This window comes from Mycobacterium sp. NGS48, from assembly GCF_059812585.1.
The window spans coordinates 38,672-60,319 of sequence record NZ_JCALCY010000019.1 but is presented as its reverse complement, the minus strand read 5'-3'; the positions used below and the strand labels follow the sequence as shown (position 1 = coordinate 60,319).

The 21,648-nt window shown below is 68.2% G+C and carries 20 protein-coding genes and 1 tRNA gene; 7 read left to right on the top strand and 14 right to left on the bottom strand.

Annotation, left to right across the window (positions count from 1 at the left end; translation table 11 throughout):
* Window positions 1–10 precede the first annotated feature (10 nt).
* Together ppgS and AC5Y42_RS21420 are read left to right on the top strand one after the other, a co-directional pair.
* Window positions 11–697: a polyprenyl-phospho-N-acetylgalactosaminyl synthase PpgS gene (ppgS, locus tag AC5Y42_RS21425; RefSeq protein WP_499900573.1), complete on the top strand. Its 687-nt coding sequence runs from the start codon at window positions 11–13 to the stop codon at window positions 695–697.
* A complete protein-coding gene (locus AC5Y42_RS21420; protein WP_499900572.1) occupies window positions 694–1,035 on the top strand; it encodes a DUF2304 domain-containing protein in 342 nt (113 codons plus the stop codon). The genes ppgS and AC5Y42_RS21420 overlap by 4 nt, the downstream gene beginning before the upstream one ends.
* On the opposite strand, the gene AC5Y42_RS21415 is transcribed toward AC5Y42_RS21420, so the two are convergent.
* The gene (locus AC5Y42_RS21415; protein ID WP_499900571.1) at window positions 1,032–1,976 is read right to left on the bottom strand and encodes an NAD-dependent epimerase/dehydratase family protein; all 945 of its coding nucleotides are present in this window, start codon (window positions 1,974–1,976) and stop codon (window positions 1,032–1,034) included. The genes AC5Y42_RS21420 and AC5Y42_RS21415 overlap by 4 nt on opposite strands.
* On the opposite strand from AC5Y42_RS21415, the gene AC5Y42_RS21410 reads away from it, so the two are divergent.
* The gene (locus AC5Y42_RS21410; protein ID WP_499900570.1) at window positions 1,942–3,762 is read left to right on the top strand and encodes a hypothetical protein; all 1,821 of its coding nucleotides are present in this window, start codon (window positions 1,942–1,944) and stop codon (window positions 3,760–3,762) included. The two genes, AC5Y42_RS21415 and AC5Y42_RS21410, sit on opposite strands and share 35 nt — an antisense overlap.
* A gap of 82 nt (window positions 3,763–3,844) precedes the next feature.
* Here the strand turns inward: AC5Y42_RS21410 and AC5Y42_RS21405 are convergent.
* Window positions 3,845–3,917: transfer RNA gene (locus AC5Y42_RS21405), tRNA-Thr, on the bottom strand.
* Window positions 3,918–3,968: 51 nt separating this feature from the next.
* A complete protein-coding gene (locus AC5Y42_RS21400; protein WP_499900569.1) occupies window positions 3,969–5,174 on the bottom strand; it encodes a DNA polymerase III subunit delta' in 1,206 nt (401 codons plus the stop codon).
* 75 nt (window positions 5,175–5,249) lie between these two features.
* Here AC5Y42_RS21400 and AC5Y42_RS21395 point away from each other — a divergent pair, with 75 nt between their 5' ends.
* Complete coding sequence (locus tag AC5Y42_RS21395) at window positions 5,250–6,869, top strand: adenylate/guanylate cyclase domain-containing protein (protein ID WP_499900568.1); 1,620 nt, start codon at window positions 5,250–5,252, stop codon at window positions 6,867–6,869.
* On the opposite strand, the gene topA is transcribed toward AC5Y42_RS21395, so the two are convergent.
* The 3 genes from topA to AC5Y42_RS21380 form a co-directional block, all read right to left on the bottom strand.
* Entirely contained in the window at window positions 6,866–9,658 is a 2,793-nt protein-coding gene (topA, locus tag AC5Y42_RS21390; protein WP_499900567.1) for a type I DNA topoisomerase, read from the bottom strand. The two genes, AC5Y42_RS21395 and topA, sit on opposite strands and share 4 nt — an antisense overlap.
* A gap of 184 nt (window positions 9,659–9,842) precedes the next feature.
* Window positions 9,843–10,421, bottom strand: a complete 579-nt coding sequence (locus AC5Y42_RS21385) for a hypothetical protein (protein WP_499900566.1) — start codon at window positions 10,419–10,421, stop codon at window positions 9,843–9,845.
* Between the two features lie 152 nt (window positions 10,422–10,573).
* Complete coding sequence (locus AC5Y42_RS21380) at window positions 10,574–10,777, bottom strand: cold-shock protein (protein WP_003925183.1); 204 nt, start codon at window positions 10,775–10,777, stop codon at window positions 10,574–10,576.
* A gap of 283 nt (window positions 10,778–11,060) precedes the next feature.
* Between AC5Y42_RS21380 and AC5Y42_RS21375 the strand changes: the two genes are divergently transcribed.
* Both AC5Y42_RS21375 and AC5Y42_RS21370 read left to right on the top strand, forming a co-directional pair.
* Entirely contained in the window at window positions 11,061–13,382 is a 2,322-nt protein-coding gene (locus tag AC5Y42_RS21375; protein WP_499900565.1) for a DEAD/DEAH box helicase, read from the top strand.
* Between the two features lie 290 nt (window positions 13,383–13,672).
* Entirely contained in the window at window positions 13,673–14,704 is a 1,032-nt protein-coding gene (locus AC5Y42_RS21370) for a PAS domain-containing protein (protein ID WP_499900564.1), read from the top strand.
* Here the strand turns inward: AC5Y42_RS21370 and AC5Y42_RS21365 are convergent.
* Genes AC5Y42_RS21365 through ssd form a run of 7 tightly spaced genes read right to left on the bottom strand, consistent with a single transcriptional unit; the run spans window position 14,701 to window position 19,188 of the window.
* Window positions 14,701–14,994 carry an Rv3654c family TadE-like protein gene (locus tag AC5Y42_RS21365; RefSeq protein ID WP_499900563.1) on the bottom strand — a complete coding sequence of 98 codons (294 nt, stop codon included), beginning with the start codon at window positions 14,992–14,994 and terminating at the stop codon, window positions 14,701–14,703. The two genes, AC5Y42_RS21370 and AC5Y42_RS21365, sit on opposite strands and share 4 nt — an antisense overlap.
* Before the next feature lie 31 nt (window positions 14,995–15,025).
* Entirely contained in the window at window positions 15,026–15,364 is a 339-nt protein-coding gene (locus AC5Y42_RS21360) for a TadE family type IV pilus minor pilin (protein ID WP_499900585.1), read from the bottom strand.
* On the bottom strand, window positions 15,361–15,567 hold the full coding sequence (locus AC5Y42_RS21355) for a DUF4244 domain-containing protein (protein WP_499900562.1): 207 nt from the start codon (window positions 15,565–15,567) through the stop codon (window positions 15,361–15,363). The genes AC5Y42_RS21360 and AC5Y42_RS21355 overlap by 4 nt, the downstream gene beginning before the upstream one ends.
* Window positions 15,568–15,606: 39 nt before the next feature.
* On the bottom strand, window positions 15,607–16,197 hold the full coding sequence (locus tag AC5Y42_RS21350; protein ID WP_499900561.1) for a type II secretion system F family protein: 591 nt from the start codon (window positions 16,195–16,197) through the stop codon (window positions 15,607–15,609).
* Window positions 16,194–16,985 (bottom strand): type II secretion system F family protein, encoded by a 792-nt coding sequence (locus AC5Y42_RS21345; protein ID WP_499900560.1) that lies wholly within the window; start codon window positions 16,983–16,985, stop codon window positions 16,194–16,196. The genes AC5Y42_RS21350 and AC5Y42_RS21345 overlap by 4 nt, the downstream gene beginning before the upstream one ends.
* The gene (locus AC5Y42_RS21340; RefSeq protein ID WP_499900559.1) at window positions 16,982–18,145 is read right to left on the bottom strand and encodes a TadA family conjugal transfer-associated ATPase; all 1,164 of its coding nucleotides are present in this window, start codon (window positions 18,143–18,145) and stop codon (window positions 16,982–16,984) included. Before AC5Y42_RS21340 ends, AC5Y42_RS21345 begins: the two co-directional genes overlap by 4 nt.
* Window positions 18,142–19,188, bottom strand: a complete 1,047-nt coding sequence (gene ssd, locus AC5Y42_RS21335) for a septum site-determining protein Ssd (protein ID WP_499900584.1) — start codon at window positions 19,186–19,188, stop codon at window positions 18,142–18,144. Before ssd ends, AC5Y42_RS21340 begins: the two co-directional genes overlap by 4 nt.
* A gap of 428 nt (window positions 19,189–19,616) precedes the next feature.
* Between ssd and AC5Y42_RS21330 the strand changes: the two genes are divergently transcribed.
* A complete protein-coding gene (locus AC5Y42_RS21330; protein WP_499900558.1) occupies window positions 19,617–20,474 on the top strand; it encodes an HAD-IB family hydrolase in 858 nt (285 codons plus the stop codon).
* Between the two features lie 431 nt (window positions 20,475–20,905).
* Here AC5Y42_RS21330 and AC5Y42_RS21325 read toward each other — a convergent pair whose 3' ends face one another.
* Window positions 20,906–21,622: an oxidoreductase gene (locus tag AC5Y42_RS21325; protein WP_499900583.1), complete on the bottom strand. Its 717-nt coding sequence runs from the start codon at window positions 21,620–21,622 to the stop codon at window positions 20,906–20,908.
* Between the last annotated feature and the right edge of the window lie 26 nt (window positions 21,623–21,648).

Here is a 21,648-nt window from a genome sequence, read left to right as displayed (position 1 = left end):
TGGACTCGAAATGGGTTATCCCGATGTGTGGATCGTCGTTCCCGCCTTCAACGAAGCCACCGTCATCGGCCAGGTCGTCGCCGATGTCCGCTCGGTCTTCGATCACGTCGTCTGCGTGGACGACGGCAGCCATGACGGCACCGGTGAGAAAGCGTTGCGGGCCGGGGCTCACCTGGTGCGTCACCCGGTAAACCTGGGCCAGGGCGCGGCAATCCAGACCGGCGTCGAGTACGCCCGCGGTCAAGCCGGCGCGCAGGTCTTCGTGACCTTCGACGGCGATGGTCAGCATCGCATCAAAGACGTCGTGACGATGGTCGAGAGACTGGGCCGCGGCGACGTCGACATCGTGATCGGAACCCGGTTCGGGCTCGGGGTCAGCCGACCACCGTTGCTCAAGCGCATCGTGCTGCGGACCGCCGCGTGGCTGAGCCCGCGCGGCCGGCGTCTGGGCCTGACCGACACCAACAACGGCCTTCGGGTGTTCAACAAGACCGTTGCCGACGGCCTGGACATCACGATGAGCGGAATGAGTCACGCCACCGAGTTCGTCATGTTGATCAGTGAAAACCATTGGCGGGTAACCGAAGAGCCGGTCGAGGTGCTCTACACCGATTACTCCAAGTCCAAGGGGCAGCCGCTGCTGAACGGCGTGAACATCATCTTCGACGGATTTCTGCGAGGAAGGACGCCGCGGTGAACTGGATGCAGATGCTGCTGATCTTTTCGATCATTGCCTTACTGATCTATCTGTTGCGCTCCCGGCGCAGCGCGCAATCGCGGGCCTGGGTCAAGGTGGGCTACGTACTGTTCGTGTTCGCCGCCGGCTACGCGATTTTGCGGCCCAACGACACGACGGTGGTGGCGCACTGGCTGGGGGTGGCCCGCGGTGCCGACCTGATGCTGTACGGGTTGATCATCGCCTTCGTTTTCACGACGCTGAGCGCTTATCTGCGGTTCAAGGACCTCGAACTGCGCTACACCCGATTGGCTCGCGCCATCGCGCTGGAGGGCGCACAGCTACCCGACCAGCGCTAGCCGGTGTGCAGACTCCGGAAGTACTCCACGGTGCGGCGCACACCGTCGTCCAATGCCACCTGCGGGCGCCAGTCGAAAACGCGTGTTGCCAAACCAATATTGAGGCACGAGCGCTTGAGGTCACCCAGTCGAGGTGGATGAAACTCTGGATCGTCGGGTGCGCCGACGGCGGCCGCCACCGCTGAATGTAGTTGGCGGTCCGAGGTTTCCACACCGGTGCCGATGTTGAACCGCTGCCCACCGCCTGCGGGACCGGCGGCCCTGACGAACGCCTCCACGACGTCGTCGACGTACACGTAGTCACGGGTGTTGGTGCCGTCGCCGAATACCTTGGTGGGCTTCCCCGCCAGCAGCGCCTGCGCGAAGATCGCCACCACGCCGGCCTCGCCGTGCGGATCCTGGCGTGGCCCATAGACATTGGCGGGTGCGATATGCGAGCACTCCAGGCCGTAGAGATGCCGGAATGTATTGAGGTAGATCTCGCCGGCCACCTTGCCCGCGGCATACGGCGACGCCGGATCGGTCGGGACCGTCTCAGCGGTCGGATACGTCGGCGGGATTCCGTAGATGGAGCCGCCCGACGAGGTATGCACGATCTTGCGCACCCCCGCACAGCGCGCCGCCTCGGCCAGCCGGACGGTGCCGACGACATTGACTTCGGTGTCGAACTGCGGGTCGGCCACCGAGTGCCGCACGTCGATCTGGGCGGCCAGATGAAACACCACCTCCGGTCGGTGCTCCTCGAGAATCGCGTGCAGGTCCGCGGTGACGATATCCGCCTCGACGAAGACGAACCCGGGCTCGTCGGCCAGATGCTCGAGGTTGGTCGCGCGACCGCTGGCGAAGTTGTCCAGGCCCGCCACTGTGTGCTGATCGGCGATCAAACGGTCGACTAGCGTCGACCCGATGAAACCGGCTGCCCCGGTGACCAGTGCGTGCACCGGCCCACCATACCGACGGGCTTCCCGGGTCGCCGCGGTCGCCGTCGCGCTGGTCGCGGTGCAGCTGGTGATACGGGGCGTGCTGGCGTTTCGGGGCTACTTCTACTGGGACGACCTGATCCTGGTCGGCCGGGCCGGCACCCACAACGTGCTGTCGGTGGCGTACCTGTTCGACGACCACGACGGCCACGTCATGCCCGCCGCCTATCTGGTGGCCGGCGCCGTCACCACGCTGGCGCCGCTGAATTGGACCGGCCCCGCGATCAGCCTGGTGGTGCTGCAACTGCTGGCGTCGCTGGCGTTGTTGCGGGCGCTGCACGTGATCCTGGGGTGGCGGCCGGTGCTGCTGATCCCGCTGACGTTCGCGCTGTTCGCGCCGCTGGGTGTGCCGGGTTTCGCCTGGTGGGCGGCTGCGCTGAATTCGCTGCCGATGCTGGCCGCGCTGGCCTGGGTGTGCGGCGACGCGATCTTGCTGGTCCGCACCGGCAACCAGCGCTACGCGGTGACCGGTGCGCTGGTTTACCTTGGCGGCCTGCTGTTCTTCGAGAAGGCCGCAGTAATCCCGTTCGTCGCGTTCGCGGTCACCGCGCTGCTATGCCATGTGCAGGGTAATCGAGGCGCGCTGGGCACAGTGTGGCGCGCCGGCCTTCGGTTGTGGACCGCGTCGTTGGCGCTGACCGCCGCCTGGATCGTGGTCTACCTGATCGTGGTGGACCAGCAGCGGTGGAGCACCGACCTGGCGATGACGTGGGACTTGTTGCGTCGCTCGGTGTCGCACGGCATCGTGCCGGGGCTGGCCGGCGGGCCGTGGGCCTGGGACCGCTGGGCGCCGGCCTCGCCGTGGGCCGTTCCGCCGCCGGCTGTGCGAATACTCGGCTGGTTGGTGCTGGCTGCGGCGCTGGCGATCACGCTGATCCGCAAACGCCACATCACACCGGTGTGGCTGACCGCGACCGGATACGTCGTGGCCTGCCAGGTGCCGATCTATCTCATGCGCTCGTCGCGGTTCACCGCGCTGGAATTGGCCCAGACGTTGCGGTATTTCCCCGACCTGGTCGTCGTGCTGGCGCTGCTGGCCGCGGTCGGGTTCTGCGCGCCCAACCGCACGCCATCGCGGTGGCTGGACGCCTCGACGCCCCGCACCCTGGTGACGACGGGGTTGGCCGTGCTTTTCGTTGCCAGCAGCTGGTATTCGACCGCGACGTTTCTGACCTCGTGGCGAGACAACCCCGCACAGCCCTACCTGCAGAACGCGCGCCGGGGTTTGGCGGCCGCCCATGCTTCGTCGGCTGCGCCGCTGCTGGACCAGGAAGTCGACCCGCTGGTGCTGCAACGGGTGGCCTGGCCGGAGAACCTGGCCAGTCATATGTTCGCCCTGCTGTCGGATCGACCGGAATTCGCCACGGCCACAACACAACTGCGAGCATTAGATAGCTCCGGCCGAATGGTCGACGCGCGGGTGGCCTGGATCCGCACGATCGCACCGGGTCCAGCGCCGCAGTGCGGGTACTTCGTGCAGCCCGACCACCCGGTAACGCTTCCGCTCGACGGCCCGCTGTTGCCGGCGGACTGGACCGCTGAGATCAACTACCTGGCCAACAGCGACGGCTCGATGACGATGTCGCTGTCGGAAGGGTCGCACGTCAAGGTTCCGGTGCGTCCCGGGCTCAACCGCGTCTACGTACGGTTGCCGGGCGCCGGCAATGCGATCGCTGTGCGGGCCGACACCGCCGCCCTTGCGGTGTGCATCGCGGCCGGGCCAGTGGGGTATGTGGTGCCGCGGTAATACTTTGGCTCGCGAGCGTGCGCAGTCCCGAGGACTACCGCGGCGTGTCGGCCGGGGACACGCACGTTCGGCGAAAATGCGGAGCCACCTAGGAGAATCGAACTCCTGACCTGCTCATTACGAGTGAGCCGCTCTGCCGACTGAGCTAAGGTGGCGTGCCCTGCCGGGCGGCACGAGTCTACGGCAGGCCGGCTGGCCTGCCCAAGTCAGCGCAGGGCCTGGCCGATGGTCGCGACCATGGCGTCGACGGCGAATTTTGGCTTGACGTTGATCGCGAGCGCTTCGCGGCACTCCAGCACCGCTTCGATGCAGCGCAGCAGCTGCTCGGACGGGGCGTGCGCGGCCATCGCGGTCACCCGCTCTGCCATGTCCGGGTGGTTGGCCCGCACTCCGCCGGCCCCCGCGGCCACCAACAGTGCATCGCGGAAGTAGGTCGCCAGGTCGATCAGCGCCCGGTCCAGCGCATCCCGCGACGCCCGGGTCTGCCGCGACTTCTGCCGTCGCTCAAGGTCTTTGATCGCGCCAGTTGCTCCACGCAGCGCACCAGCGGTCCCTTTGCCGGTGCCGCCGGCGCCCAGCGCGGTGCGGAGTTCTTCGGTTTCAGCCTCGTCACGTTCGGCGGTCAGCACCTTTGCTTCGGCCTCGGCCGCGGCCACCAACTCCTCCGCGGCGGCGTAAGCCCGCGACGGCGTGGCCGCGTCCCGGGCCAAACTCAGCGCCCGCTGCCGTCGCTCACGCGCGTCGGGGTCGATGGCCAGCCGCCGCGCCCGACCGACGTGTCCGCCGCTGACCGACGCCGCCCAGCCCGCCGTGTCCGACGCCAGCCCGTCGCTGTCGACCAGCACCTGGGCGATCGCAGCCGCCGAGGGAGTCACCAGCGCGATATGCCGGCAGCGCGACCGCAGCGTGACCGCGATGTCCTCGGGGTCCACCGACGGCGCGCACAACACGAACACCGTCGACGGCGGTGGTTCCTCGACAACCTTGAGCAGCGCGTTGGCCGCGCCTTCGGTGAGCCGGTCGGCGTCCTCGATCAACACGATCTGCCAGCGCCCGGTGCTGGGCCGCCGCGAGGCAACCTGCACGATGGCCCGCATGTCGTCCACACCGATGGACAACCCTTCGGGGATTACCCGGCGCACGTCGGCGTGGGTCCCTGCCATCGTCGTCGTGCAGGCACGACACTGCCCGCAGCCGGGTAACTCCGCAGAGGTGCACTGCAACGCCGCGGCGAAACACAGCGCCGCGACCGAGCGACCAGAGCCGGGTGGACCGGTGATCAGCCAGGCGTGTGTCATCGCGCCTTCAAAAGCGGCGCTGTGAGCCGAATCACCGCGGGCCGCTTGCGCAGCGGCCACCAGCTCCGCTTCCACCGACTCCTGGCCCACCAGCCGCGCAAATACCCCGGACATCACCGGCAACAGTAGTGGTCAGTGCTGACACAGTGATCCTGCCGACGGCCGCACACCGGCGTTTTTCGCTATTTTTTGGTCCCCGCCGACCGATACGGTGGGCTGGTGAGCACCGCGACCGCACTGCCTGGGCGGATCAGTGGATTCCTCCAGTGGGTGGTGCGCACCCCGTGGCCGGTGTTCTTACTGAGCGTTCTGCAGGCCGACATCATCGGCGCTTTGCTCGTGTTCGGCTTCCTGCGCTACGGATTGCCGCCCGAAGACCGCATCCAACTGCAGGACCTGCCGGGGGTCAACCTCGCGTCTTTCGCGGCGGCGCTGGTGGTGTTGTTCGGCTGCGGCTCAATGCTGAGCTTCCGGCTGCTGGTGCCAGTGTTCCGCTGGCAGCGCCGCGACGGCCTGCTCGCCGACACCGACCCCGCTGCCACCAAGGTGGCCCGCAGCCGGGCACTGCGGATGCCGTTCTACCGCACGCTGATCACCCTGGGCTACTGGTCGATCGGCGGTACGGTCTTCATCATCGCCAGCTGGCGCGAGACCAGTCACCTGGCACCGGTGGTGGGTGTCGCCGTGGCACTGGGCGCCGCGGCCACCGCGATCATCGGCTACCTGCAGTCCGAGCGGGTACTGCGACCGGTGGCGGTCGCCGCATTGCGCGGCGGGCTGCCGGAAAACATCCGGGCATCGGGTGTCATCGGACGACAGATGCTGGCCTGGACACTGTCCACCGCGGTGCCGCTCCTGGCGATCGTGCTGGCGGTGGTAGCCGACAAAGCGTCGTTTCTGCACGCGCCGCCGGAGAAGCTGTTCAACCCGATTCTGTTGCTGGCGTTGGCGGCGCTGGGGATCGGGTTATTCGGCACGCTGCTGGTCGCCATGTCGATCGCCGACCCGCTACGTCAACTGCGCTGGGCGCTCGGCGAGGTGCAGCGCGGTAACTACAACGCGCACATGCAGATCTACGACGCCAGCGAGCTGGGCCTGCTGCAGGCCGGCTTCAACGACATGGTGCGCGACCTGGCTGAACGGCAACGACTGCGCGACCTGTTCGGCCGCTATGTGGGCGAAGACGTGGCACGGCGTGCCCTGGAGCGCGGCACCGAATTAGGCGGCCAGGAACGCGATGTCGCGGTGTTGTTCGTGGACATGGTCGGCTCGACTCAGCTCGCGGCGACGCGGCCGCCCGCCGAGGTGGTCAGCCTGCTCAACGAGTTCTTCCGGGTGGTGGTCGACACCGTGGGCCGGCACGGCGGTTTCGTCAACAAGTTCCAGGGCGACGCCGCGCTGGCGATCTTCGGCGCGCCCATCGAGCACCCGGACTCGTCGGGTGGCGCGCTGGCGGCCGCGCGTGAGCTGCACGACGAACTCCTGCCGGTGCTGGACACTTGGGAGTTCGGCATCGGCGTGTCGGCCGGCCGTGCCATCGCCGGCCATATCGGCGCGCAGGCGAGGTTCGAATACACAGTGATCGGCGACCCGGTCAACGAGGCCGCGCGGTTGACCGAGTTGGCCAAGCTCGAGGAGGGCCACGTGCTGGCCTCGGCGATCGCGGTCAGCGGCGCCCTCGACGCAGAAGCCCTGTGCTGGGACGTCGGCGAAGTTGTCTCGCTGCGCGGCCGCTCCGCGCCCACTCAGCTGGCCCGTCCGTTGAATCTGGCTGCACCCGAGGAGGTTTCCAGTGAGGTCCGCAGCTAGCCGCGCTTGGCGGTTTTCTTTGCCGGCGCCTTGCGGGCACTTCGCTTGGCGGTCCGCTTGACCGGGCCGCGCGCTCGCCGGTCGGCCAGCAGTTCGGCGGCCCGGTCGTCGGTGATCGACAACACGTCGTCGCCTTTGCGCAGACTCGCGTTGGTCTCGCCGTCGGTGACGTACGGCCCGAACCGGCCGTCCTTGATGACCATCGGCTTGCCGGACGCCGGATCGGTGCCCAGCTCACGCAGCGGCGGCGCGGCAGCGCCTTGGCGGCCGCGGCGCTTGGGTTCGGCGTAGATCTTCAGCGCTTCGTCGAGCGTGATCTCGAAGATCTGGTCCTCGGTGGCCAGCGAGCGAGAATCGGTGCCGCGCTTCAGATATGGACCATAGCGTCCGTTCTGCGCGGTGATCTCCTCACCGGATTGGGGGTCCGCACCGACTACCCGGGGCAGCGACAACAGCTTCAGCGCATCGTCGAGCGTGACGGTCTGCAAATTCATGCTGCGCAGCAGCGAACCGGTGCGAGGCTTGGGACCGGTCGGCTTTTTGCCCTTCTTGGCCGGTGTGCCATCGTCGTCATCCGGTGGTGGGGGAAGAATCTCGGTGACGTAGGGCCCGTAGCGACCGTCTTTGGCGACGATCTCGTGACCCGTTTCCGGATCCACCCCAAGTGCCCGGCCCTCTTGCGGTGTGGCGTAAAGCTCTTCGGCCACTTCCAGAGTCAACTCGTCGGGTGTCAGCGTGTCGTTGAGGTTGGCCCGCTGCGGAGCGAGTTCGCCGTCGTCACCGGCCACCATGCGCTCCAGATAGGGCCCGTTCTTGCCGACCCGCACGTAGATGGGGCGTCCCTGTGCATCATCGAACACCTTGATGGAGTTGACTTCTCGGGCATCGATGCCCTCCAAGTTGACACCGACAAGCTTCTTCAAGCCGCCAGAGCGGGCCACCGAGTCGGGCACACCGTGGTCACCACCAAAGTAGAAGTGGCTGAGCCAGGTGGTGCGACTCTCGTTGCCGGATGCAATCGCGTCGAGCTCGTCTTCCATCGCCGCGGTGAAACCGTAATCGACCAGCCGGCCGAAATGCTGTTCCAACAAACCGATCACAGCGAACGCCACCCACGACGGCACCAGGGCGCTGCCCTTCTTATACACGTAGCCGCGATCCTGGATGGTTTTGATGATCGACGAGTACGTCGAGGGACGGCCGATGCCCAGCTCTTCGAGCGCCTTGACCAGTGACGCCTCGGTGTACCGGGCCGGCGGATTGGTGGCGTGTCCATCGGGGGTCAGCTCGGTGGCGTCTACCCGTTGCCCCTCGCTCAGCTGCGGCAGCCGGCGCTCGGCGTCGTCGGCCTCACCACCGGCCAGCTCGTCGACGGTTTCCACATAGGCCTTGAGGAAGCCCGGGAAGGTCAGAGTGCGTCCGCTGGCCGAGAACACCACCTGCTGCTCACCCGAGGCACCGGCGATCCGCAGGCTCAGCGTGGTGCCGCGGGCGTCGGCCATCTGCGAGGCGACCGTGCGCTGCCAGATCAGCTCGTAGAGCCGGAACTCATCATCACCGACGCCGTCACGACGCACCGCGTCCGGCGTCGCGAACGTCTCACCGGCCGGCCGGATCGCCTCGTGGGCTTCCTGGGCGTTTTTCACCTTGCGGGTGTACTGGCGCGGCGAGGGGTAGACGTACTCCTCGCCGTAGAGCTGACGGGCCTGAGTGCGCGCGGCGTTGATCGCCGACTCCGAGAGCGTCGTGGAGTCGGTGCGCATATAAGTGATGTAGCCGTTCTCGTAGAGTCGCTGCGCGATGCGCATCGTGCGTTCCGAGGAGAACCGCAGCTTGCGCCCAGCCTCCTGCTGCAGCGTCGACGTCATGAACGGTGGGTACGGCTTGCGGGTGTAGGGCTTTTCCTCCACCGACGCCACGGACAACTGCGCGCCGCGCAACCCAGCGGCCAGCACACCGGCGCGGGCTTCGTCTAGCACCACGACCTCGTCGGGCTTGCGCACCGCACCCAGCGAGTCGAAGTCCCGGCCGGTGGCCACCCGCAGGCCGTCGACACTGGTCAGCCGGGCGGTGAAGGTTGGCGGAGAGGCTTTGGGGTCCGAGACGCTGGCGTCCAGTTCGGCGACTACGTCCCAATAGGCGGCGCTGCGAAACGCCATCCGCTCGCGTTCGCGCGCCACGATGATGCGGGTGGCCACCGACTGCACCCGGCCCGCGGACAGTTTCGGTGCGACCTTCTTCCACAACACCGGGCTGACTTCATACCCGTACAGCCGGTCCAGAATGCGCCGGGTCTCCTGGGCGTCGACGAGATCGATGTCCAGGTCGCGGGGGTGTTCGGCGGCGGCACGGATCGCCGGCTCGGTGATCTCGTGGAAAACCATCCGCTTGACCGGGATGTTGGGTTTCAGAGTCTCCAGCAGGTGCCACGCGATGGCTTCGCCTTCACGGTCACCATCAGTGGCCAGATAGAGTTCGTCGACGTCCTTGAGCAGCCCTTTGAGCTCGCTGACCGTGCTCTTCTTCTCGGGGCTGATGATGTAGAGCGGTTCGAAATCGGCGTCGACGTTGACCCCGAGCCGGGCCCACGGCTCCGATTTGTATTTCGCGGGGACGTCGGCGGCATTGCGCGGCAGGTCGCGGATGTGCCCTCGCGACGACTCGACGACGTAGTTGGAGCCCAGGTAGCCGGCCAATTTGCGCGCCTTAGTCGGCGACTCGACGATGACGAGTCGCCGCGCGCTGCCATTCCCCCTGTTTAACGGGGTGCCGCTGTCGCCGTTAGCCAACTGCGCTTACGCTCACTCTCTTTTTGGCCCTGGGCCTTTTCCGCTCCCGATCCGGCTCCGCCCTTAAATCGGCCGATACCGGCGTCGTCGCCGGTCTCCCCCGAGCCTGTGGACAACTGACAATGTGACACCCGGAACGAGCCGACGCAAACTGACCCCCCGTAAATAGCCCTCCCGGTCGCCGCTAAACCCGCGGCCAGCTCGCCTTGGCCTCGACAGCATCGGGTGGTTCTCCCACATTTTCTACCAGGCGCGACAGCCGGCGTCGGCCGCTGATCCGCAGGGCCGGGCGGTTGCCCCGCGTACCGATCAAGGTGGGCGCGATCCCGACCCGCATCAACGCCGATGCCAGCGGCGAATGTGTGTCCGGGGCATGCGGGTCGAGTCCCAGCAGATAACGATCGGCCTCCGGGCTGCCCGCCGCCAGCGTCCAGGCTCGCAGCTCCCGCGGTCCGGGCAGCCACAGCGGAGGCACCGTTTTGACCGCGCCGCGTGTCCATTCCGCAGCGATCGCCCGCAGTCGCGCGTCCACCGCCGTGCGGACCAGCGGGGTGTCCTCGTCGGTCCGGGTGAGCTGCGACGTCAGGCCGGCGTCGTCGATCATCTCGGCCAGCGCCTCGGCGCGCCAAAGGTCATCCACGACCACCGACAGCCGGGCGCCGCTCCCGACGCCCACTATCTGTCCGGGCGCTGCCAACATCCCAGTGAGATCGGTGACCGCGGGCGGCACCGACTCAGCCGAAAAGAAGGACAGCTGGCTCACGTCACCGACAGTAGGTCACGCCCGGCGATGTTCGTCCTGCATACGACGAGCGTGGCGCTCACGTCACGTTCGGGCGCCGCCACCCTAGACAACCGAAACCCCCCGGCCGGCCCCGTTGAGGGACGAGCGCGGGGGGTTTGGTCAGGAGTTGCTCAGATGGAGCGGACGCCGGTGGCCTGGGGACCCTTGGGGCTCTGGCCAACCTCGAACTCGACTCGCTGGTTTTCTTCAAGGGTGCGGAAGCCCGAACCCTGAATCTCCGTGTAGTGGACAAACACGTCGGCCGAACCGTCCTCGGGGGCGATGAAGCCAAACCCCTTCTCCGCGTTGAACCACTTCACAGTTCCCTGTGGCATTTCTCGATCTTTCCTTTACTACTCGGGTGCGGTGCACCGCCTTCCGGCGCCCCGGGCCCGCTGTGACCGCCATACCTCGCGGAGTTGCCGGAACTTCACCCGAGCTAAAACCTCGCAGGAACCGCGGCCGCAACGTCGATCCTGCGAAAGTTTGACACGAACACAGAAGCTGCGACCGTGCATTAGTCAATCACGTTCATCGCGTCCGCGACAGCCTCCGGTGATCAATTGAGCAACAAGTCGGTGAACAATCCAGAAGGAAACCGGCTTGAAGAGGTGCGCAGTGGTGACATTCGGCAGTGAATTGCTTGCCGTTGCGGTGGCCGGCGCCGAGCCGGGCGAGAACCCGCTGCGGCATGTCGCCGAACTGCCGCCGCGCGAAGGCCGGCCGTACGCCTGGCCGCAGTGGACCGAACCGGAAGTGGTGCGCGCGTTCACCGACCGCGGCATCAGCGTGCCGTGGTCACACCAATTCGAGGCCGCCGAGTTGGCCCACGCCGGTCGCCACGTTGTAATCAGCACCGGCACCGCGTCGGGAAAATCACTGGCCTATCAACTTCCGATTCTGGACGCGCTGGCAACCGACCGACATGCCCGGGTGCTGTACCTGTCGCCGACCAAAGCGCTGGGGCACGATCAGTTGCGCACCGCGCATGCCTTCACCGCGGCCATCCCGCGGCTGCACGACGTGGCGCCCACGGCATATGACGGCGACAGCCCCGTCGAGGTGCGGCGCTTCGCGCGGGAGCGTTCTCGATGGTTGTTCTCCAACCCGGACATGGTGCACCTGTCGATGCTGCGCAACCATGCTCGCTGGGCGGTTTTCCTGCGTCGGCTTCGCTATCTGGTGGTCGACGAATGTCATTACTACCGAGGCGTTTTCGGTTCAAATGTGGCGATGGTGCTGCGCCGGCTGTTGCGGCTGTGCGAGCGCTATTCGGGTGCGCCGACCGTGATTTTCGCCAGCGCGACGACGGCGTCGCCCGGCACGACGGCCGCTGAGCTCATCGGCCGGCCGGTGGCCGAAGTCACCGAAGACGGCTCGCCGCAGGGCGCACGCACGGTGGCGTTGTGGGAGCCGGCCCTGCGCACCGATCTCGTCGGTGAGAACGGCGCCCCGGTGCGGCGGTCCGCCGGCGCGGAGGCGGCGCGATTGATGGCCGATCTGATCGCTGAAGGGGCTCGCACCCTGACTTTTGTTCGGTCACGCCGCGGCGCGGAACTGACGGCGATGGCCGCCCGCGCACGGCTGGATGACGTCGCTCCCGAACTGGCCGAGAAGGTGGCGTCCTACCGCGCGGGTTATCTGCCCGAGGACCGTAGCGCGCTGGAGCACGCGCTGGCCGACGGGCAACTGCGCGGCCTGGCTACCACCAATGCACTGGAGTTGGGCGTAGATATCGCCGGGCTGGACGCTGTGGTGCTGGCCGGCTTCCCGGGGACGGTCACCTCGTTTTGGCAGCAGGCCGGCAGGTCCGGACGACGCGGCCAGGGCGCGCTGATCGTGCTGGTCGCCCGCGACGATCCACTGGACACCTATCTGGTCCACCACCCCGCCGCGCTATTGGACAAGCCGATCGAACGCGTCGTGATCGATCCGGCCAACCCGTACCTTCTGGGGCCTCAACTACTCTGTGCGGCAACCGAGTTGCCACTCGAGGATGCCGAGATCCGGGCGCTGGGCGCCGAGGCGCTCGCCGGCAAGTTGGCCGACGACGGGCTGCTGCGACGACGGTCCGGAAAGTACTATCCGGCGCCGGGCGTCGACCCGCATCCGGCCGTGGACATCCGCGGACCGACGGGCGGCCAGATCGTGATCGTCGAGGCCGACACCGGACGGTTGCTGGGCACCGCGGGTGCCGGCCAAGCCGCCGCCTCGGTACACCCGGGGGCGGTATACCTCCACCAGGGCGAGACGTACCTGGTCGATTCGCTCGACTTCGAGGAGGGCATCGCATTCGTCCATGCCGCCGATCCCGGATACACCACATTCGCACGGGAACTCACCGACATCGCCGTGACGGGGACGGGCGAACGGGCGGCATTCGGACCGGTCACGCTAGGGCTGGTCCCGGTCACGGTTACCAGCCGGGTCGTCGGCTATCTGCGCCGCCGACTGTCCGGGGAGGTAATCGATTTCGTCGAACTGGAAATGCCGACACAAACTTTGAGCACTACTGCCGCGATGTACACGATCACACCGGACGCGTTGGATCGCAACGGGATCGACGCGTTACAGCTCCCCGGATCGCTGCATGCCGCTGAGCACGCGGCAATCGGGTTGCTGCCACTGGTGGCCAGCTGCGATCGCGGTGATATCGGCGGTCTGTCAACCGCGGTGGGCCCCGAGTCCGACCAGCTGCCCAGCGTATTCGTCTACGACGGCTACCCCGGCGGGGCCGGGTTCGCCGAGCGTGGATTCCGCCAGGCCAGCGCCTGGCTGGGCGCCACCGCCGCGGCTATCGAGTCCTGCGAATGCACGCGGGGATGCCCGTCGTGCGTGCAGTCGCCGAAATGCGGCAGCGGTAACCAACCGCTGGACAAGGCGGGTGCTGTGCGGGTGTTGCGCTTGGTGCTTGCTGAGGTGGCTAACGGTTCATCCTGAGGTATGGCTGACGACCGACCCCTCGACGGTCGACCACCACACATCGTGGCGCGAAAGCACTTCCTCGCTGCTGAAGAAGACGGGCGTGCCGAATCGTGACGAACGGCCGGACTACGCGAGCCGTTCTCATGCCCGAGGGGCGCAGCAGCAAAATAACCCGACTGCTCACTCGCGTGCAAGTCGGACCAACACGGCGAGCCCGCATGCGTTTTGACAGAAGTCAAGTCACGACGACACCGGCCACGCCAGAACGAGCGAAACGCGTCATTACTCGTCGGTAAAGTGTGGTTATGGCCCATGACTGGCTCCTGGTGGAGACGCTAGGCAAAGAACCAGCCGTGGTAGCGCTCGGCCGTCAGCAGCGCAATCTCGTCCCGGTCACTGCGTTTCTGCGACGCAATCCCCATCTTGCCGCAATCCGGTCGGCGATCGCCGAGTCGATGAAGACCGGCCAAAGCCTGGTCAGCGTTACACCCAAGAGCGACAGGGTAATCCGGACCGAGCCGGTGTTGATGTCGGACGGCCGGATGCATGGCGTGCATGTCTGGAGTGGACCGGCTACCGTCGAACCACCCGAGCGGCCGCTCCCGGGTCCGATGAAGTGGGACCTGACCATCGGCGTGGCCGTCGACACGCGTGAGTCGCTGCTTAACAGCGGCAAAAACCCGGACGTCGAGGAAACGGAGGGCCGCGCGTTCGCCGAGAACTGGCCATCGCGCAGCATCAAACACAACGAAAGCAAGGTGCTCGCGCTTGCCATCAAAGCCGAACCCAACCAGACGCTTTGGTCCACCTGGGACGGCACCGACTGGCAAGGCAACCCGATCAGGGTGAGTTTCGTCGCGCGCAGCGCACTAGAGCCCGGACCGGACGGCCGCGACCATCTGATCGGGCGCGGCATGAATTGGCGCGCCGACCCGGCCGCTCCGGTGGATCCACCCGACCGCCTGGCACAACGGATTCTGCGTGGACTGGCTCAGCCGGGAGTTCACCGGGCGTTGGTCGATCTCAACAACTGGACGCTACTCAAATGGCTCGACGAGCCGTGCCCGTTCTACGACTGGCGACGCAGCGCGCGAAATGCGCCGCGGGTCCATCCCGCCGACGAGCCGAAGTTGACGGCGATGACCGCCAAATTTGCTGACGGCGCCGCGACCATGGTGCTGCGGATGCCCGGCTTCGGCGACACCTGGGTGCCGGTACACGTCACCTGCACCCAGGTCGAGCTCGATGAGAAGGCCTTCGCCGGACTCATCTCGCTGCGGTTACCCACCGATGCCGAGCTCGCCGAAGCGGGCCTGTCCGCGGCCGACACCGGCTAGTCCGGGCCGGCGCGTGCGGCGGCGCGCGCCCTGCTCCATCCGCCGAGCGGGACGGCAAGCTCGACCGTGACGACGACGTCCAGGCCGTGCACTGTGCAGTCGATGCCGCTGATCCGCAACTCATGGGCCACCGCCCTGGCACGCCCGCACGCCGTGTCTGCACCGGCGGGTAGCCGCGCGGCGGCGGCCAGTGCGGCCAGATCCGCCGCGGCCTGGGCACGATGCCGCGCCACCACGGCCGAACCCAGATAGGCGCCCCCGCACGTGATACTCAGCAGCACCGCGATCATCGCGGCGGCGGCGACGGTGGCCGAGCCGCGCTCATCGCTGCTCCACCGCCGAGATGCCAGTGGCGCCGATGGCCAGCGCCGGTAGCAGGCGTGAGTGGGCGGAGACCGTCGCGACGATGAACTCGCCGTCGCGGTGCACCTGCACCACCGCGCCGCCGGGCGCGAGATGCCGCGCGACATCGATCGCCGAGCGCTCGTCGCCGCGCGCGGCGAGCCGGGCAGCCTCCCGAGCAGCGTCCACGCAGCGCACCTGCATCGACACCGCGGTGACACCGGCAACGCAGAGCAGCAGCACCGCGACCAGCGTGGCGAGGGCCAGCGCCGCCTCGACGGTGCTGGCGCCGGCAGTTGCGCGGGCACGACTGACTATGCCTTGGTATTCAAGGCCCGCCCGATGATGTTGGTGAGCGCGGCGACGATGGAATCGCCGGTGACGACGGTGTACAGGATCGCACCGAATGCCGCCGCCGCGATCGTCCCGATGGCGTACTCCACGGTGGACATACCTGAGTCGTCGGTCGCCAAGAGCATCAACCGCACTTGTAGTCGCCGAAACATGTTGACTCCCTCCATCTGTTTCTTCTCCGCCGCCCTCGGTGTGGCTGTTTGCGGTCACAGCAGGCCTGACTGCAGGACGTCACCGGCCAGTCCGGCCACCACCGGGACGATGCCCAGGCATACGAATGCGGGCAGAAAGCACATTCCGAGCGGGCCGGCGATCAGCACCGCCGCACGCTCGGCGGCAGCGGTCGCGGTGTGCGCAGCCTCCTGGCGGCACTGGGTGGCCAGGTCGGCGACGCCCTCGGCGAGCGCCGCACCCGAGGATGCCGACCTCCGCGCCAACCGCAACAGCGCGTCGGTCTGTGCGCCGATCGATCCGACCGGCATGTCCGGCGGTGCCGACCATGCGACGGCCGGGTCGGCGCCCAACGTGAGCAGGTCGGCGGCGCGCCGCAACACCTGGGCCAGCGCCGGCGGCGCGGACGGCGCGGTGATCGCCGCGGCGGTGGAGACCGCCATGCCCGAGACCAGACACACCGCCAGCACATCCAAGCTCGATGGGACCGCCAGTGGGTCGGTTCGGCGCGGCGACAACCGCGCGACGCGGCGGGTGCAGTTCGCCGTCCCGGCCCGCGCCCGGACCGTTGACGGCGCGGCACCACACAGCAGCGCCGCCGCCAAAAGAATCGCGGGCGTAGTCATCGCGTCACCCGATCGGTGATGTGGTCTGACCACAGCAGGCCGACACACGCCAGCGTCACCCCGACCACCAGCAGCCGGCCGCCTGCATGGCCGCCCAGCAAAAACTTCACCGGCTGCGCTCCGATCAGCTGGCCGAGCAGTACCGAAAGCAGCGGCAAGCCGGCCAGGATGGCCGAGGTGGCGCGAGCGCCGGCCATCGCCGCGGTGACTTGCGCCGAGAACCGCTGCCGTTCGGCGATGTCACGTTGAGCGGCGCGCATCAGGGTGGACATGGCCAGGCCGTGATCAGTGGCCAGCTGCCAACAGGCCGCTATCCGCTCCCACTGCGCAGGCAGTGCCGAGGTCGCCGCCACGCTGCGCAGGCCGGCTACCACGTCGGCGCCCAGCCGGGCGCGAGCCGCCACCGAGCGACAGCAGGCCGCGACCGTCCCGCCGGTTTCGTCGGCCGCCACGGCGAACGCCCGAACCGGGTGGGCACCGACCCGCAGCTCGCCGACCAAGACATCGATCGCCGTGTCCAGTGCCCGCCTCTCCCGCAAGCCGACGTGGCTGCGGCGGCGACGCCGGTAGCGCAGGCCCAGCGTCGCGGCCAGCACCGCGGCGGCGAGAACCGTAGTCGGCGCCAGCACCAAGGCGACGGCAGCCGCCGCACACACCCCAGACCCCGCGACCACCGCTCGCGACTTGCGTGGGCGTGGATGCGGCGGCGCGAGCCGCCGCCGCGGCGACGACGGCGTCACCGAGACCGCCAGCGACAAACCCAGCGCGGCCAGTACCGGGCCGGTCACGCCACCGCCCTGCTCTGCAGCAGCCGACGCAGGTCGGTGGCCGCGTCGGTGAACCCGCGATCGACGTGCCAGACGGTGACCGCGCGAACCTGCCCGTCGGTTCGGCGCAGCACCGCGATTTCGCTGAGCCGCCGGCCTGCGGCACCACCGCGAGCCACATGGACCAGGACCTGGACTGCCGCGGCGAGTTGGCTGTGCAGCGCTCCGCGGTCCAGGCCACCGAGCGCGCCCAATGCCTCCAACCGGGCCGGCACCTCGCCCGGGCTGTTGGCATGCACGGTGCCGGCGCCGCCGTCATGGCCGGTGTTGAGCGCGGCCAGCAGATCGACCACCTCGGCGCCTCGGACCTCTCCGACCACGATGCGGTCCGGACGCATCCGCAGCGCCTGCCGGACCAGCTGACGCAGCGTCACCTCGCCGACGCCTTCGACGTTGGCGCACCGCGCGACCAGCTTGACCAGGTGCGGGTGCGCAGGTGCCAGCTCGGCCGCATCCTCGACGCACACGATGCGCTCACGGTCCGACACCGCGCCGAGCATCGCCGCCAACAGCGTGGTCTTGCCGGCTCCGGTGCCGCCGGTCACCAGAAACGCCAGCCGGGCGGCAATGACTTCACCGAGCAGCGTGGCGGCTTGCGGCGCGATGGCGCCCGCGGCGGTCAGCGCCGCCAGGTCCTGAGTGGCGGGGCGCAACACTCGCAGCGACAGGCAGGTGCCTCCGTCAGCGATCGGCGGCAAGACGGCGTGCAGTCGCACCGCAATGCCCGCGGCGCCCACGCCGCTCAGTTGGCCGTCCACCCACGGTTGCGCGTCATCGAGCCGGCGGCCGGCGGCCAAGGCCAGCCGTTGCGCCAAACGTCGCACCTCCGCGTCGTCGGCGAACCGGACCGCGCTGCGCCGCACTCCGTTGCCGTCGTCGACCCAGACCGCGTCTGGCGCGGTGACCAGGACGTCGGTAGTGCCGTCGGCGCACAACAGCGGCTCGAGGATGCCGGCACCGGTCAACTCGGTCTGCAACCTGCGAAGGTTGCTCAGCACCTCGGTGTCGCCGAGCACGCCGCCCGACTCGGCGCGGATCGCCTCGGCCACCGCAGTGGGCCGCAGCGGAACGGACTCGGCGGCCAGCCGCTCGCGCACCCGGTCGATCAGCGAACCGGTCATGCCGCCCGGGCTTCGCTGTCAGCCGCCGTTAGCACCGCAAGAACTCGGCGGGACGCCGTCGCCAGAGCAGATCGCGGACGCAGCGGCAGGCCGCCGTGTTCGAGTTGCGCGGCGAGCAGCGGCTGGGCGCGCATCGACGCCAGCAGCGGCACCCCGGCGATGTCGGCGATCTCGCCGGCCCGCAGCCCGCCCGGTGACGGACCCCGTACCACCAGTCCGATGTTGGGATTGATGCCGGCGAGTACCGGAGCGATCGTCGCGGTCGCCGCACACGCCCGGACATCGCAGGGGCTGACCACGACGACGAGATCGGCGGCATCCAGCGCGGTTTGGGCGGCGTCGGTCAACCGCCGGGGCAGGTCGCAGACGACGGTCGCACCGCCGCGTCGGCCGGCGTCGATGACGGCGTTGACCGCCCCGGCCTCCACATCGTGGTCGCGCCGGGTGCCCGAGAGCATGCTGATCCCGCGGTGTCGCGGCAGCGCTTCGCGCACCGATGCCCAATTCAGCCGCCCGCTTTGCAACGTCACGTCCGGCCAGCGCAACCCGGCGGTGTTCTCACCGCCGAGCAGCAGATCGATGCCTCCGCTCCACGGATCGAGATCGAGCAGCAGCGGCTCCGCGGCGGTGTAGGCCAGCGCGGCGGCGAACAGCGAGGCGCCGGCACCGCCGCAGCCACCAATGACCGCGACAACCCGGCCGTGAGCCTGGCCGCCGCGTACCGATTCGCCAGCGTCGGCGAGCTCGCAGACCAGCTCATCCTCGTGCCCGGGCAGCATCAGAACGTGCTGGGCGCCGACCTGGACCGCAGCCGCCCAGGTCTCCGGAGCCGGTTCGCTGTCGGTCAGCAAGACGACGTGGGCGCGCCGCGGCAGTGCACTGCGCACGCAACGCCGCGCTGCCGCAGCGTCCAGCACGACCGCCGCGGCGGCCGCCCACGCTTTGCGGCTCACCGGCGCGCCGTCGCGCGCATGTACCACCCGCACGCCGACCGCGGCGCCGACACGGTCCACTTCGTCGCGCAAAGTAGGGGCAGCCAACAGCGCCAGCACACCGGTGACACCAGTTGTCGCAGTCACCCGCTCACCGTGCCGGGGCGCGACCGCAGAGCGCCATCGGCAAACCACAATCTGTGGACAAAGTCGGATCTGTGCGCAAACGGTCGGCGGCCAATTTTGAAAGCGGCTAACCCGGCAAAAGGGACGACCCCCGCCAGGGGGGGAGGAGGCGAGGGTCGTCGTGTATCAGCCCCGGGGGGTCGGGCTGATGCACCCTCGGCACAAAGCCGAGTACCGCTTACTATACACACGACAGGCCTCCTGAGCGCAAGATCCGCTTGCAAAAGGAAGCAGGACTTCGAACTAGGCGCCGGGAACTCTGGCCGGTTGTGACCGGCGATCGCACCGCGGTTGAGCCGGTGTTTTATCCGCAGTTCTCGCGGAGCAGGCGGACGCCGCCCTATGCTGAGCCGGTGACCGTCCCCGACCCGGCCGCCGATCAGCAAACTTCACCGGAGGTGCGGGACACCGCCGTTCCGCCCGCGCGCACCGCTGCTTTCTTCGACCTCGACAAGACCATCATCGCCAAATCGAGCACCCTGGCCTTCAGTAAACCGTTCTTCAATCAGGGCCTGATCAACCGCCGCGCGGTGCTCAAATCCAGCTACGCCCAGTTCCTATACCTGTTGTCCGGCGCCGACCACGATCAGATGGATCGGATGCGCATCCACCTGACCAACATGTGCACGGGGTGGGACGTCGAGCAGGTCAAGTCGATAGTCAACGAAACCCTGCACGACATCGTGACGCCGCTGGTGTTCGCCGAAGCCGCCGACCTGATCGCCGCCCACAAGTTGTGCGGGCGGGACGTCGTGGTGGTGTCGGCATCGGGCGATGAGTTGGTGGCGCCGATCGCCCGCGCGCTGGGAGCCACCCACGCGATGGCCACGCGCATGGTCGTCGAAGACGGCAAGTACAGCGGAGAGATCGGCTTCTACTGCTACGGCGACGGCAAGGTTCAAGCTATTCGTGAGTTGGCCGCCCGCGAGGGGTACGTGCTCGACCACTGCTATGCCTACTCGGACTCGATCACCGACATACCGATGTTGGAGGTCGTCGGGCATCCGAGTGTGGTCAATCCCGACCGCGCTCTGCGCAAGGAGGCGACGGCCCGCGGATGGCCGGTGCTCAGTTTCTCCCGTCCGGTGTCGCTGCGCGATCGCATCCCGGCACCGTCGGGGGCCGCGGTCGCCACGACGGCCGCGGTGGGGGTCAGCGCGCTGGCCGCCGGAGCAGTGACCTATTCGTTGCTGCGGCGTTTCGCTTGGTAGCCCGCCAGCAAACTGATTGCGATTGCTATTTCAAGTTGTTTCAAAGCTTTACCCAATTGACCCTTGCTGTGATACGGGTCACGTAGTACAAAGGAGTCACGGAAGCCCGGTGAGGCCAAGGTCGATCCGGAAGAGAAGGTTCGATCTCCCAATCCGGGCCCCCAGCACGGTTCTCGGCACCCACGCGGAGTCATAGCCGCGATAATGGCAGAAGTGTTGCGGGCCTGCGTAATTGCGAGAAGCGGACGGGTTCGACGGCCCTTTGGGTAGGGCCGCAACCGGGCGCCTCGCAAGATCGCCGAGGCCACCCACGCAACCCCGAGGATGCACGCTTGGTAACCGAGTGCCGTGCTAGCGGGCGGTGAGCCGAACTTTTCGGATCGCCGCCCGCTTCGCATGTCCGACCATTCCCGGCGCCGACCGCTGGCAATCTAGTTGGCAAGTGTTTCGGCGATCGACAAGGCCTCCCGCCCACCGTCTTGCATGGCCCGGCAACACAACTTCAGCCAGGCCGCCATCCCCTCGGCGGTGCCCCCGGCGAAGCCGCGCGCGGCGTCGCGATAATCGGCGGCGCGACGCATCCACGTCACCTCCGGCACGCCCAGCCCGTGCGGATCCAGCCCGGTGGCGATGGCGATCAGCCGCGACACCGCGCGGGCCACCACGCCGTCCGCACTGCCGAACGGTGCCAGCGCCAGCAGCTCGCCGTGCGCGACTGCGGCGACCACTGGTGCCGGCGCCCGGGTGCCGCCGCTCACCACCTCTGCCAACAACTCCAGACGCGGCCCGACGTCAGCGTCGGCCCGCGGCCGGCCCAACCGTTTTTCGTCGACCTGATCGGCGGCGGCCAACATATGCAGCCGCGCCAACGCCTGCAGCGGCGCCCGCCGCCACACGGCCACCAGGTTGGTCTCGCCGCCTTCGAGCGCCTGCGCCACCCGCAGCGCGCCGCCGAACACTGGGTCGCTGGTCGCGGACTCGTCAAGCTGTATGGGCCCGCCATCCAAGACCGACGAGGCCCGCGCTGCCCGCAACGCCGCCTCGGCGGCGCTTACCGGCCAGCCCCGCCTGTTGGCCTGATGCCGGTGCGCCTGTCCGAGTGCATCGCGTGCCTGCTCGGCGGCGACGGCAATGCCGGGCAGCTCCATCAGTGGTGCCAGCGGGTCAGTCACGA